Source organism: Pseudomonas sp. DrBHI1 (assembly GCF_002205115.1).
Lineage (GTDB): Bacteria > Pseudomonadota > Gammaproteobacteria > Pseudomonadales > Pseudomonadaceae > Aquipseudomonas > Aquipseudomonas mosselii.
On sequence record NZ_NIBE01000002.1, the window covers coordinates 15,971 to 29,845 of the forward strand.

Genomic DNA, 13,875 nt, shown 5'->3' on the forward strand with positions numbered 1-13,875 from the left:
GGTGAGGCATGAACCTTTGGGGCTGCTTTGCAGCCCTTTCGCGACACAAGGCCGCTCCTACAGGGAACGCAATCCCTTGTAGGAGCGGCCTTGTGTCGCGAAAGGGCCGCACAGCGGCCCCAACAACCTCAAGTCAGACCCAGCTCACTCCAGATCCGCCTTACCTCACGACGCTCATCGACAAACTGCGCCGCATCGATCACCCCTGCCTGCTTCTGCAGGGCCTGGCGGTGCGACGCCGAGCGGAACGCCTTGTACACCTCGCGCAGCAGCACGGCGTCAGCGGCGGGCATCAGCCCGGCCTGCTCCAGCTCTTCGAGGATACGGATGTTATCGGTCCAGCGCAGTATGGCCGGATGGTCGTGGGACCAGGCCAAAGCGGCGTATTGCACCATAAATTCGATATCCACGATACCGCCGGCATCCTGCTTGATATCGAACGGCTGACCGGCCTCGAAGGCATTGCCCGCGGTGCCGGCGGCAGTGAGCTTGGTGCCCAGGTTGTCGCGCATCTTGGCGCGCATCTCGCTGACGTCGACGCGCAGCTTGTCGAGGTCGCGTGGCTGGCCGAGGACCTGCGCCCGCACCGACTCGAAGGCCGTCGCCACCTGCTTGCAACCCACCAATACGCGGGCCCGCACCAGTGCCTGGTGCTCCCAGGTCCAGGCCTCGTTCTGCTGGTAGCGCTCGAAGGCGCCCAGCGAGCTGACCAGCAGCCCCGAGGCGCCGGAGGGACGCAGGCGCATGTCCACGTCGTAGAGCTGGCCGGAGTTGGTCTGGGTGGTCAGCAGGTGGATGATGCGCTGGCCCAGGCGAGTGTAGAACTGCGCGCTGTCGATGGGCTTGGCGCCGTCGGTTTCGGCATTCGGGTCGCCATCATGGATGAACACCAGGTCCAGGTCAGAACCATGGCCCAACTCCAGGCCGCCGACCTTGCCGTAGCCGACGATGATGAAGCCCGGGTCGCACAGGCTGCCGTCGCTGCGCTTGGGCTGACCATGACGCGCCACGGTCTGGCGCCAAGCCAGGGCCAACACCTGGTCAAGAATCGCCTCGGCCAGCCAGGTCAGGTAGTCGCTGACCTTCATCAAGGGCAGGTTGCCGCTGATTTCCGAGGCGGCCACGCGCAGGTTGTGGGCCAGCTTGAAGTGGCGCAGGGCCTCCATCTGCTGTTCCAGGTCATCCTCGGGAATGCGCGTCAGGCGCTCGCGCAGCTCGGCGGCCAGCTCCGGCGCCAACGGCGGGCTGAACAACCGGCCTTCATTGAGCAGTTCGTCGAGCAGCAGCGGGTAGCGGGCCATCTGCTCGGCAATCCACGGGCTGGCGGCGCACAAGGTCAGCAGGCGGCGCAGGGCGCCGGGGTTTTCGGTAAGCAGCACCAGGTAGGCCGAGCGCCGCGCCACGGCCTCGACCAATGGCAGCACCCGCTCCAGCACCAGGTCGGGGTTGTCGTGCTCGACCGCCTGGGCCAGCAGCCGCGGAATGAAGGCGTCCAGGCGCTCGCGACCGATGCGCTGCATCGAGCGCAGGGTCGGGCTGGCCCGCAACGCGGTCAGGCGGCGCAGGGCCTCGGCCGGCTGCCGGAAGCCCGCTTCCTCCAATTGGCGGGAGGCGGCGTCTTCATCCTGGGCCTGCTCCCACAGGGGCGACCACTCGCCGCCGACCACCAGTTCGCCTTCGGCCTCATCTTCATCCGGGTCGGCGATGACCTGGCGGAAATGCCAGTCGATACGCCCACGCCAGTGCATCAATTGGCCGTGGAAGCTGTCCCAGTCGGCGAAGCCGAGCATGTAGGCGATGCGCGCGCGGTCGGTCGGGTCGTCCGGCAGCATCTGGGTCTGGCGGTCGGCGATGGCCTGGATCGCGTGCTCGGTGTAGCGCAGGAATTCATAGCCGTCGCGCAGCTCGGCGACCACGGCCGTAGGCAGGTAGCCCTGCCCTTCCAGGGTGGTCAGGACCTTGAGTAACGGCCGCTGCTGCAGGCTCAGGTCGCGACCGCCGTGAATCAGCTGGAACGCCTGGGCGATGAACTCCACTTCGCGAATGCCACCGGCACCGAGCTTGATGTTGTCGGCCATGCCTTTGCGCCGCACTTCCTGCTGGATCAGCTGCTTCATGGTGCGCAGCGCCTCGATGGCGGAGAAGTCCAGGTAGCGTCGGTAGACGAACGGCCGCAGCATCTCCTGCAACTGCGCGCCGGCCACCTGATCGCCAGCGACCACTCGCGCCTTGATCATGGCGTAGCGCTCCCAGTCGCGGCCCTGATCCTGGTAGTACTGCTCCAGGGCATTGAAGCTGAGCACCAGCGCACCAGCAGAGCCATAAGGGCGCAGGCGCATGTCGACGCGGAATACGAAGCCGTCGACGGTGACCGGATCGAGCGCCTTGATCAGGCGCTGGCCCAGGCGGGTGAAGAACTCCTGGTTGTCCAGCGAGCGCTTGACCCCTTCGGTTTCGCCGCCCTCGGGGAAGGCGAAGATCAAGTCGATGTCGGACGACAGGTTCAGCTCCACCGCGCCCAGCTTGCCCATGCCCAGCACCACCAGGTGCTGGGGCTGGCCGCTGCGGTTGCCGATGGGCGTGCCGAACTGCTGGCAGTGGCGCGGGTACAGCCATTGATAGGCTTCGTCGATGCTGGCGTCGGCCAGGTCGGACAGGTCGCGGCAGGTCTCGGGCAACGCGGCCTGGCGGGTAATGTCGCGCCAGATGATGCGCAGTTGCTGGCGGTTGCGCTCGCGGCGCAGGTTGCGCGCCAACTCGTCCTCATTCTGGGCGGCATCGGCCGCGGCGTTGATCTGCGCACGCAGCTGGCCCGGCGCGTAGGCCTGGCCCATCGTGCCGCTGGCCAGCAGTTCGAACAGCATCGCCGGATCACGCTGGGCCTGGGCCAGGACGAAATCGCTGGCGGCGGCGACCTGGTCGAACTGGCGTCGGTGCTCGGCGCTCAGGCTGTCCAGATCCAGCTCGGGGTGACCAATCAAGGCATCGCGCATGAATTGCTGGTTGCGAGCGACCAGCGGTTGGAGGACAGCAGGCAGATCGAGCGGCAAAGGCAGGCGCATGGTCTATCCTTGATCGGCGTGAAAGAGAGCGGTTGCGCAGGGCAAACGGGGGTTGGACCACGGTTGGACTGTCGTACAAAAGTTGGAAATAGCTGAAATAGACGAAAAATTGGCAAAACCCATCAAGATCTACCTATCAGCGACACACCACCAACCAACATGAACGTTTTTCCTCACAACCCGGGATGCGACCAAACGTCGCATTTGTGTAGTTTTACTACTACTCATGACCTGCCAAAGCATGAAATGAGAAAGCATTTGTAGTAAAACTACACCGCGCCGGATGACTGTCCGGTAATCCAAGAATTCACGACGTCTGCCCATAAGGCCAGTCGCAAACTCAGGCCATCGATTCTGGTGGCCTTTCCGCCCTGGAGCAAGCCATGCAAGACCTCGATCCAATCGAAACCCAGGAATGGCTGGATGCCCTGGAGTCGGTCCTCGACAAAGAAGGCGAAGACCGCGCTCATTACCTGATGACCCGTATGGGCGAGCTGGCCACCCGCAGTGGCTCGCAGCTGCCGTATGCCATCACCACGCCGTACCGCAACACCATCCCTGTCACCCACGAAGCACGCATGCCTGGCGACCTGTTCATGGAACGCCGCATCCGCTCGATGGTGCGTTGGAACGCCCTGGCCATGGTCATGCGCACCAACCTGAAAGACTCGGACCTGGGCGGACACATCTCCAGCTTCGCCTCCAGCGCCACCCTGTACGACATCGGCTTCAACTACTTCTTCCAGGCCCCGACCGAAGAACACGGCGGCGACCTGATCTTCTTCCAGGGCCACGCCTCGCCAGGCGTCTACGCCCGTGCCTTCATGGAAGGCCGCATCAGCGAAGACCAGATGAACAACTTCCGTCAGGAAGTGGACGGCAACGGCCTGTCTTCGTACCCGCACCCATGGCTGATGCCTGACTTCTGGCAGTTCCCGACCGTATCGATGGGTCTGGGTCCGATCCAGGCCATCTACCAGGCGCGCTTCATGAAGTACCTGGAAGCCCGTGGCTTCATCCCGGCCGGCAAGCAGAAGGTCTGGTGCTTCATGGGCGACGGCGAGTGCGACGAGCCGGAATCCCTGGGCGCGATCGCCCTGGCCGGCCGCGAGAAGCTGGATAACCTGATTTTTGTCATCAACTGCAACCTGCAGCGCCTCGACGGCCCGGTTCGCGGCAACGGCAAGATCATCCAGGAACTCGAAGGCGTGTTCCGTGGCGGCGGCTGGAACGTCAACAAAGTCGTCTGGGGCCGCTTCTGGGACCCACTGCTGGCCAAGGACACCAACGGTGCCCTGCAGCGCCGCATGGACGAAGTCATCGACGGCGAGTACCAGAACTACAAAGCCAAAGACGGCGCGTACGTTCGTGAGCACTTCTTCAACACCCCAGAGCTCAAGGCCATGGTCGAGGACCTGTCCGACGACGAGATCTGGAAGCTCAACCGTGGCGGCCACGACCCGTACAAGGTCTACGCGGCGTACCACCAGGCTGTGAACCACAAAGAGCAGCCGACCGTCATCCTGGCCAAGACCATCAAGGGTTACGGTACCGGTGCCGGCGAAGCCAAGAACACCGCGCACAACACCAAGAAGGTCGACGTCGACAGCCTGCGTCACTTCCGTGACCGCTTCGACATCCCGGTCAAGGATGCCGACCTTGAGAACCTGCCGTTCTTCAAGCCCGAAGAAGGCTCCGCCGAAGCCAAGTACCTGGCCGAGCGCCGCGCTGCCCTGGGCGGTTTCGTGCCACAGCGCCGTGCCAAGAGCTTCAGCGTGCCGACCCCGCCACTGGAAACGCTGAAAGCGATCCTGGACGGCTCGGGCGACCGCGAAATCTCCACCACCATGGCCTTCGTGCGCATCCTGGCGCAGTTGGTCAAGGACAAGGACATCGGCCAGCGCATCGTCCCGATCATCCCGGACGAAGCCCGTACCTTCGGTATGGAAGGCATGTTCCGCCAGCTGGGCATCTACTCGTCGGTTGGCCAGCTCTACGAGCCGGTCGATAAAGACCAGGTGATGTTCTACCGCGAAGACAAGAAGGGCCAGATCCTCGAGGAAGGCATCAACGAAGCCGGCGCCATGTCGTCGTTCATCGCCGCCGGTACCTCGTACAGCTGCCACAACCAGCCGATGCTGCCGTTCTACATCTTCTACTCGATGTTCGGCTTCCAGCGTATCGGCGACCTGGCCTGGGCCGCCGGCGACAGCCGCACCCGTGGCTTCCTGATCGGCGGTACCGCCGGCCGTACCACCCTCAACGGTGAAGGCCTGCAGCACGAAGACGGTCACAGCCACATGATGGCGGGCACCATCCCGAACTGCCGCACCTACGATCCGACCTACGGCTACGAGCTGGCGGTGATCATCCAGGACGGCATGAAGAAGATGACCGAAGAGCAACAGGACATCTTCTACTACATCACCGTGATGAACGAGTCGTACCAGCAGCCAGCCATGCCGGCCGGTGTCGAGGACGGCATCATCAAGGGCATGTACCTGCTCGAGGAAGACACCCGCGAAGCCGCGCACCACGTACAGCTGATGGGCTCCGGCACCATCCTGCGCGAAGTCCGCGAGGCCGCGAAGATCCTGCGCGAAGAGTTCAACGTCGGCGCCGACGTATGGAGCGTCACCAGCTTCAACGAACTGCGTCGCGACGGCCTGGCCGTGGAACGCGCCAACCGCCTCAAGCCTGGCCAGAAGCCTCAGAAGACCTACGTCGAAGAGTGCCTGGGCGGTCGCAAGGGCCCGGTCATCGCTTCCACCGACTACATGAAGCTGTTCGCCGAGCAGATTCGCCAGTGGGTGCCGAGCAAAGAGTTCAAGGTCCTGGGTACCGACGGTTACGGTCGCAGCGACAGCCGCAAGAAGCTGCGTCACTTCTTCGAAGTCGACCGCCACTTCGTGGTGCTGGCTGCCCTGGAAGCCCTGGCTGACCGTGGCGAGATCGAACCCAAGGTTGTGGCTGACGCCATCGTCAAGTTCGGCATCGATCCGGACAAGCGCAACCCACTGGACTGCTGAGGAGTATTTTTAAGTGAGCGAACTCATTCGCGTACCTGACATCGGCAGCGGTGAAGGTGAAATCATCGAGCTGTTCGTCAAGGTCGGTGACCGTATCGAGGCTGACCAGAGCCTGCTGACCCTGGAGTCCGACAAGGCCTCCATGGAGATCCCCGCGCCGAAGGCCGGTGTGGTCAAGGAACTGAAGGTCAAGCTGGGCGACCGCCTGAAAGAAGGCGACGAGCTGCTGGTCCTGGAAGTCGAGGGCGCCGCTGCGGCGCCTGAGGCTCCAGCCGCCGCGCCTGCCCAGGCTGCGGCTCCCGCGCCTGCCGCCGAAGCCGCCCCTGCTCCCGCTCCGGCCGCAGCCCCGGCTGCCGCCAGCGTGCAGGACATCCACGTGCCGGACATCGGCTCGTCGGGCAAGGCCAAGATCATCGAAGTGCTGGTCAAGGTCGGCGACACCGTCGAAGCCGACCAGTCGCTGATCACCCTGGAGTCCGACAAGGCCTCCATGGAGATCCCGTCGCCTAGCGCCGGTGTGATCGAAGCCGTGCTGTGCAAGCTGGAAGACGAAGTGGGCACCGGCGACCTGATCTTCAAGATCAAGGCAGCAGGCGCCGCCCCTGCTGCAGCGCCAGCTCCGGCCGCTGCTGCTCCGGCTGCCGCTCCTGCCTCTGCCGCCGCACCTTCCGCCGCCGCGCCGGCTGCTGCTCCAGCTCCAGTCGCCACCGCGCCGGCCGCCGGCAGCAACGCCAAGGTTCACGCAGGCCCGGCCGTTCGTCAGCTGGCCCGTGAATTCGGTGTCGACCTGGGCGCGGTTGCCGCCACCGGTCCGCACGGCCGTATCCTCAAGGAAGACGTGCAGGTCTACGTCAAGGCCATGATGCAGAAGGCCAAGGAAGCTCCAGCCGCCGGTGCTACCGGTGGTGCAGGCATCCCGCCGATCCCGGCCGTGGACTTCAGCAAGTTCGGTGAAGTGGAAGAAGTGGCCCTGACCCGCCTGATGCAGGTCGGTGCCGCCAACCTGCACCGCAGCTGGCTGAACGTGCCGCACGTGACCCAGTTCGACTCCGCCGACATCACCGAGCTGGAAGCCTTCCGCGTCGCGCAGAAGGCCGTGGCCGAGAAGGCTGGCGTCAAGCTGACCGTGCTGCCGCTGCTGCTCAAGGCCTGCGCCTTCCTGCTCAAGGAACTGCCGGACTTCAACAGCTCGCTGGCGCCAAGCGGCAAGGCGATCATCCGCAAGAAGTACGTGCACATCGGCTTCGCCGTGGACACCCCGGACGGTCTGCTGGTCCCGGTGATCAAGAACGTCGACCAGAAGAGCCTGCTGCAACTGGCTGCCGAAGCTGCCGCGCTGGCCGAGAAAGCCCGCACCAAGAAGCTTTCGGCCGACGAGATGCAGGGCGCCTGCTTCACCATCTCCAGCCTCGGCCACATTGGCGGCACCGGCTTCACGCCGATCGTCAACGCGCCTGAGGTGGCGATCCTCGGTGTGTCCAAGGCGACCATGCAGCCGGTCTGGGACGGCAAGGCCTTCCAGCCGAAGCTGATGCTGCCGCTGTCGCTGTCCTACGATCACCGTGTGATCAACGGCGCCGCCGCCGCGCGCTTCACCAAGCGCCTGGGCGACGTGCTGGGCGACATCCGCACCATGCTGCTGTAACGCTGCACGCTGCCCCTCCCCGGAGGGGCAGCCCCGTTTTCGAGCTGCCACGCTCGTACCTCAACCCCGCCAATTGGCGGGGCTTTTTTTGCCCGCATGAATGTCACGGCCTTGTAGAAACCAGCTTGCTGGCGAACAGGTGGATGGTTCGCCAGCAAGCTGGCGCCTACAGATTTCATGCAACTGGCCGACAACCTGTTCACAGCATCCCCCATGGCCGCTTGCCAGCCCCAGGGACATGATGCAACCTTGCCCGATGCGCCGTGCTCCAGGCCGCGCCCCAGTTCAAGCGAGTCTTCGATGAAAAGCCAACCCGATGCCGCCAGCCGTGTGGCGGCCGAGGTCGTGACGCAGCTTCCCGTGCCCTCGCGGCTCGGCATGCTGCGTTTCGAGCGGCTGAACGAAGCCAGCTGGGCCATGCTTTACCTCGACCCGGCCTGCGACCGCCAGTTCGGCCTGCCCGCCGCCGAGCTCTGCGCCCTGATCGGTTCGCCCTACGCCAGCCTCATGGAGCCGGAAGCACGCTACAAGCTGCACGACGAGATCCAGCTGCAGCTGGCTCAGCGCGGCTACTACCGGGTTAGCTACACCCTGCACGCCTGCCCGGCGCCGCTGCGCCTGCTGGAGGTCGGGGAGAGCTACAAGCAGCACAACCGCCAGCTGCTGCGCGGCTACCTGACGGTGTTCGACGACCACCGCCAGGACACCCCGGACCTCGACGCCAACGACCTGGAGTCGCGCAACAACCGCCTGCAACTGGCCCTGCAACTGAACCAGCGCGCCCAACAAGAGCAACTCGAACACCTGGAGCGGGTTCGCGCCCAGCAGGACCTGATCCTGCGCCTGGCGCGCCAGCGCTACAGCATCGGCAACTCGCTGCTCGAAGCCGCCGAGCTGATCACCCGCAGTGCCTGCGAGATCTACAAGGTCGACTGCGCCAGCATCTGGTACCTGAACGACCAGCGCCTGGAGCCGATCAGCGCCTGGTACAGCCGCGACCAACAGCACCGTATGCCCGAGGCGATCGACGCCAGCCGCTTTCCGGACTATCTGGAAGCCCTGCACGCCAGCCGCGCCATCGACGCCCACAACGCCAGCCACGACCCGCGCACCCGCGAGATGGCCGAATCGCTGTACAGCACCGACGACAACGCCATGCTCGATGCCAGTGTCCGCATCGACGGCCAAGTGGTCGGCGTGCTGTGCCTGGAGCAGACCGGCCAGCCACGGGCCTGGCAGTCGGACGAGATCGCCTTCGCCGGCGAGCTGGCCGACCAGTTCGCCCAAGTCATCAACAACCACAACCGGCGTACCGCCGCCAGCGCCCTGCACCTGTTCCAGCGCGCCGTGGAACAGAGCGCCAGCGCCTTCCTGCTGGTCAACCGCGACGGCGTGGTGGAATACGTCAACCCCAGCTTCACCGCGATCACCCAGTACAGCACCGAGGAGGTCCAGGGCCATCACCTGGCCGAACTGCCGGCGCTGGAAAACTTGAGCGAGCTGCTGTTCGACTCACCGTCCAGCCTGGCCATGGGCAACAGCTGGCAAGGCGAGTTCAAAAGCCGGCGCAAGAACCTCGAGCCCTACTGGGGCCAGCTATCGATCTCCAAGGTGTACGGCGACAACCGCGAGCTGACCCACTACATCGGCATCTACGAGGATGTGACCCAGACCAAGCTGGCCCAGCAGCGCATCGAGCGCCTGGCCTACACCGACAACCTGACCAACCTGGGCAACCGCCCGGCGTTCATCCGCAACCTCGACGAGCGCTTCGCCCGCGACAGCGCCAGCCCCATCTGCCTGCTGCTGGTGGACATCGACAACTTCAAGCGGATCAACGACAGCCTCGGCCACCAGACCGGCGACAAGCTGCTGATCAGCCTGGCCCGGCGCCTGCGCAACAGCCTGGCCAACGGCGGCAGCCTGGCGCGCTTCGCCAGCAACGAGTTCGCCGTGCTGCTGGACGACACCAGCCTGGAAGATGGCCAGGGCGTCGCCCACCAGTTGCTGCGCACCCTCGACAAACCAATGTTCGTCGACAACCAGCTGATCAACGTCACCGCCTCCGTGGGCCTGGCCTGCGCGCCGCTGCACGGCAGCGACCCGGCCACGTTGATGAAAAACGCGGGCCTGGCCCTGCACAAGGCCAAGGCCAACGGCAAGCACCAGGTCCAGGTGTTCACCGAAGTGCTCAACGCCGAGGCCAGCTACAAGCTGTTCGTCGAGAACAACCTGCGCCGCGCCCTGACCCAGAACGAACTGGAAGTGTTCTACCAGCCCAAGCTGTGCCTGCGCAGCGGCCGCCTGCTCGGCCTGGAGGCGCTGCTGCGCTGGAACCACCCCGAGCGCGGCATGATCCGCCCCGACCAGTTCATCAGCGTGGCCGAGGAAACCGGCCTGATCATCCCCATCGGCAAGTGGGTGGTGCGCCAATCCTGCCGCATGAGCCAGCAGTTGCGCGAAGCCGGCTTCGGCAACCTGCACGTGGCCATCAACCTGTCGCCCAAGCAGTTCTCCGATCCCGAGCTGGTCAGTTCGATCGGCAGCATCCTCAAGGAAGAAGCCCTGCCGCCGCACCTGCTGGAGCTGGAATTGACCGAAGGCCTGCTGCTGGAAGCCACCGAGGACACCCACCGCCAGCTCGACGAGCTCAAGGCCCTGGGCCTGACCCTGGCCATGGACGACTTCGGCACCGGCTACTCGTCGCTGAGCTACCTGAAGAAGTTCCCGATCGACATCATCAAGATCGACCGCAGCTTCATCAACGAGATCCCCGACAACCAGGACGACATGGAGATCACCTCGGCGGTGGTGGCCATGGCCCACAACCTCAAGCTCAAGGTGGTCGCCGAAGGAATCGAGACGCCCGAGCAGCTGGCGTTCCTGCGCCGGCACCGCTGCGACGTCGGCCAGGGCTACCTGTTCGACCGGCCGATTCCGGGGCGCGAGCTGAACGACAAGCTGCGACGCTACCCGCGTGGGCCGGTGGACTGACAGCGGCGCCAACCTCGGGCACTATAGGAACCATTCGGGCCTCACCGCCGGCAGGCCGGCTCCCACAGTCGAACGCATAACCCTGAGGGAGCCGGCTTGCCGGCGATTGGGCCAACACCTGTCCAACTGAAAAGACACAGAGGAACGGCCATGGTCCTGCGTTCGGAAATCCTGGTGAACAAAAACGTCCTGCCCACCGCGGAACAGGCCCTGCCCGGCCGCGAAACCCCGATGACCCTGCCCGAGTTCCACTACGTGTTCGAAGGCACCCCGCTGCTCGGCCCGTTCTTCGAAGGCGACATCGACTTCGCCATCTTCGGCCTGGGCTGCTTCTGGGGCGCCGAGCGCCGTTTCTGGCAGCGCGAAGGCGTGGTCAGCACCGTGGTCGGCTACGCCGGCGGTTTCACCCCCAATCCCACCTACGAGGAAGTCTGCTCGGGCCTGACCGGCCACACCGAGGTGGTGCTGGTGGTGTTCGACAAGAACCGGGTCAGCTACCGCGAGCTGCTGGCGATGTTCTGGGAGTTGCACAACCCGACCCAGGGCATGCGCCAGGGCAACGATGTCGGCACCCAGTACCGCTCGGCGATCTACTGCACCTCGCCGCAGCAGCTCGATGAAGCAAACGCGAGCAAGGCCGCCTTCCAGGCCGAGCTGGGCAAGGCCGGCTTCGGTGAGATCACCACCGAGATCGCCCAGGCGCCGACCGTGTACTTCGCCGAGGCCTACCACCAGCAGTACCTGGCCAAGAACCCGGAAGGCTACTGCGGCATCGGCGGCACCGGCGTGTGCCTGCCGCCCAGCCTGCAGGGCAACTGAGCCATGATCCTGTTCCATTCGCCGCTGTCGCCATTCGTGCGCAAGGTGATGATCGTGCTGCACGAGACCGGCCAGTTGGACCGCGTCACCGTGCAGGGCGTGAACATCAGCCCGGTGAACGGCGACGCGCAGCTCAACCAGGGCAACCCGATCGGCAAGATCCCGGCCCTGCGCCTGGACGACGGCAGCGTGCTGCACGACAGCCGGGTGATCTGCGAGTACCTCGATAGCCAGCACGTTGGCCTGCCGCTGATCCCCCGCGAGGGCTCGGCACGCTGGCGGCGTCTGACCCTGGCCTCTCAGGCCGACGCGATCATGGATGCGGCAGTGGCCACCCGCTACGAGACCTTCCTGCGCCCGGTGGACAAGCAGTGGGACGGTTGGGTGCAGGCACAGGGCGAGAAGATCCGCCGCAGCCTGGCGAGCCTGGAGCGCGAGCACCTGGCTGAGATCGCCTCGGGGTTCGATATCGCCGCGATCGGGGCGGCCTGTGCGTTGGGGTATCTGGACCTGCGCCAGCCTGAGTTCGATTGGCGTGGGCTGTATCCAGGGCTGGCGGCGTGGTATGCCGAGGTGGCAAAGCGACCGTCGATGGTGGCTACAGCTCCGTTAGCCTGAGACTGCGCCAGCGAGGGCTTCGCCCTCGTTTCGCGACACAAGGCCGCTCCAGGATTACGCGATCGTCTGTAGGAGCGGCCTTGCGTCGCGAAAGGGCTGCAGAGCAGCCCCAGAATTCACCTCGGTATCACAGGAAATAGCTGGCCAATCCTCACAGCCAACCAGCGCCCGATCTCTCTATCCTCCCTCATACGCCCCTCCCCACCCGCGACCAGTCCAGCCGACGGGTCAGCACCATGAACACACCCAGCAACCCGAAGCAAAGCAGTGAGCCCATCAGCAGGGCGTAGTCCTCGGCGCTGAGCAGCCCATAGAGCATCGCGTACAACGCCGCCAGTCCGGCCGCAAAGCCCACGCCACGCCCCTGGCTGCGCAGTACATGAACCAGATAGAAGCCGATCAGCAGCACGCATCCTGACGCCGACAGCCCGTAGGCCAGGCCAAACCCCAGGTGCTCGGACAGCGACAGCAACAGCAAGTAGAAGAACGCCAGGGCCACGCCCACCAGGATGTACTGCACCGGGTGCACGCTGAGGTTCTTGAGCACTTCGAACAGGAAGAAGCCGGCAAAAGTCAGGGCGATGAACAGCAGCGCATACTTGATCGCCCGTTCGCTCTTGAGGTACTGGTCCACCGGGTCGACAAAGCTGACGCCAAAAGCACGCTCGTTGAAATCACCGCACTTGCCGACGGTCGCGCAAAGGCGCATGGACTCTTCCAGGTTGGTGGCGAAGAACGAGGTCTGCCAGTGGGCGCTGAAGCCCTTCTCATCGATCGCCCGGCGGCTGGGCAAGTAGCTGCCGACGAAGCTCGGGTGCGGCCAGTTGGCGCGCATGTCTACCGTGGTGCTGCGGCCGACCGGCAGCACCGCCAGCTGGCCGGTGCCCAGCAGGGCCAAATCGAAGGCGTAGTCGAACTCGCGGGCCTTCTGGTCGCTGAACTGCGGCAGGGCCACATGCACGCCACCGGGCAACCAGTCGACGCCGCTGCCGGCCTCGAAGGGCAGGCGCTGGTCATCCAGGGTGAGCTCCAGGCTGTTCTCGATGCCGCGAATGTCGCTGATGCCGACCATCAGGAACGGCTTGTCGAAGCGGTAGTCGTCGTAGTCCTTCTCGATCCCCCAGCGCTCAGGCAGCTTGAAGCGACCGCTGACCTGCCCCTTGGCATGGAACAGGCGCGCCTGGTAGATGCCGCGGGCGCGCAGCTCGGTATCGACACCGACATCCATCGCGAAGGTTTCCGGCAGGAAGTAGAGATTGCCGTGCATCGTGGTGGTCTCCTGGACGCTCGTGCCGTCCTTGTCGATCCAACGCCGCTCGAACTTGCGATAGGGCACCACCAGTACCGGGCCGCTGACCAGCTGGTCGTAGCTGGAGCTCGCGGCGATCTCGCCCAGCACGTTGTTGCGCAGTTGCTGGCGTTCGTCGATCAGGCCGCCAATCATCAGCAAGGGGATCAGCAGCAGCAGGATCAGCACGGCGATCAGGCCGAGCTTGAAACCTAGGGTCTTGTTCATGGGGTAAGGCTCCGTTTGCGATGGGGGCAGTTTCTGCCCGCCGCGTGGAGCCCTCGGGGAGGAAATGTGGAGATTGTGTGGAGATTGCCTGGATGGCCACGCACCGTGGGAGCGGGCTTGCCCCGCGATGAGGCCCGATCAGGCAGTAATGTTGCCTGGGCTGGCCACATCGCGGGGCAAGCCCGCTCCCAC

Annotated in this window: 7 protein-coding genes; 5 read left to right on the forward strand and 2 right to left on the reverse strand. The window is 64.9% G+C overall.

The features are described 5' to 3' along the window. Positions 1–128 precede the first annotated feature (128 nt). On the reverse strand, positions 129–3,062 hold the full coding sequence (glnE, locus tag CC207_RS00240) for a bifunctional [glutamate--ammonia ligase]-adenylyl-L-tyrosine phosphorylase/[glutamate--ammonia-ligase] adenylyltransferase (protein WP_028689092.1): 2,934 nt from the start codon (positions 3,060–3,062) through the stop codon (positions 129–131). Between the two features lie 383 nt (positions 3,063–3,445). On the opposite strand from glnE, the gene aceE reads away from it, so the two are divergent. From aceE to CC207_RS00265, 5 genes are all read left to right on the forward strand, one after another. Next, positions 3,446–6,091, forward strand: coding sequence for a pyruvate dehydrogenase (acetyl-transferring), homodimeric type (gene aceE, locus CC207_RS00245; RefSeq protein ID WP_028689093.1), 2,646 nt, complete (start codon positions 3,446–3,448; stop codon positions 6,089–6,091). A 13-nt stretch (positions 6,092–6,104) separates the two neighbouring features. Further along, positions 6,105–7,736: a dihydrolipoyllysine-residue acetyltransferase gene (gene aceF, locus CC207_RS00250; RefSeq protein WP_088851391.1), complete on the forward strand. Its 1,632-nt coding sequence runs from the start codon at positions 6,105–6,107 to the stop codon at positions 7,734–7,736. Between the two features lie 300 nt (positions 7,737–8,036). Further along, on the forward strand, positions 8,037–10,730 hold the full coding sequence (locus CC207_RS00255) for a bifunctional diguanylate cyclase/phosphodiesterase (RefSeq protein ID WP_028689095.1): 2,694 nt from the start codon (positions 8,037–8,039) through the stop codon (positions 10,728–10,730). Between the two features lie 150 nt (positions 10,731–10,880). Continuing rightward, positions 10,881–11,549: a peptide-methionine (S)-S-oxide reductase MsrA gene (gene msrA, locus CC207_RS00260; protein WP_028689096.1), complete on the forward strand. Its 669-nt coding sequence runs from the start codon at positions 10,881–10,883 to the stop codon at positions 11,547–11,549. A 3-nt stretch (positions 11,550–11,552) separates the two neighbouring features. Continuing rightward, positions 11,553–12,167, forward strand: a complete 615-nt coding sequence (locus CC207_RS00265) for a glutathione S-transferase (RefSeq protein ID WP_088851392.1) — start codon at positions 11,553–11,555, stop codon at positions 12,165–12,167. Between the two features lie 187 nt (positions 12,168–12,354). Here the strand turns inward: CC207_RS00265 and creD are convergent, their stop codons facing one another. Beyond that, entirely contained in the window at positions 12,355–13,683 is a 1,329-nt protein-coding gene (creD, locus tag CC207_RS00270) for a cell envelope integrity protein CreD (protein WP_028689098.1), read from the reverse strand. Between the last annotated feature and the right edge of the window lie 192 nt (positions 13,684–13,875).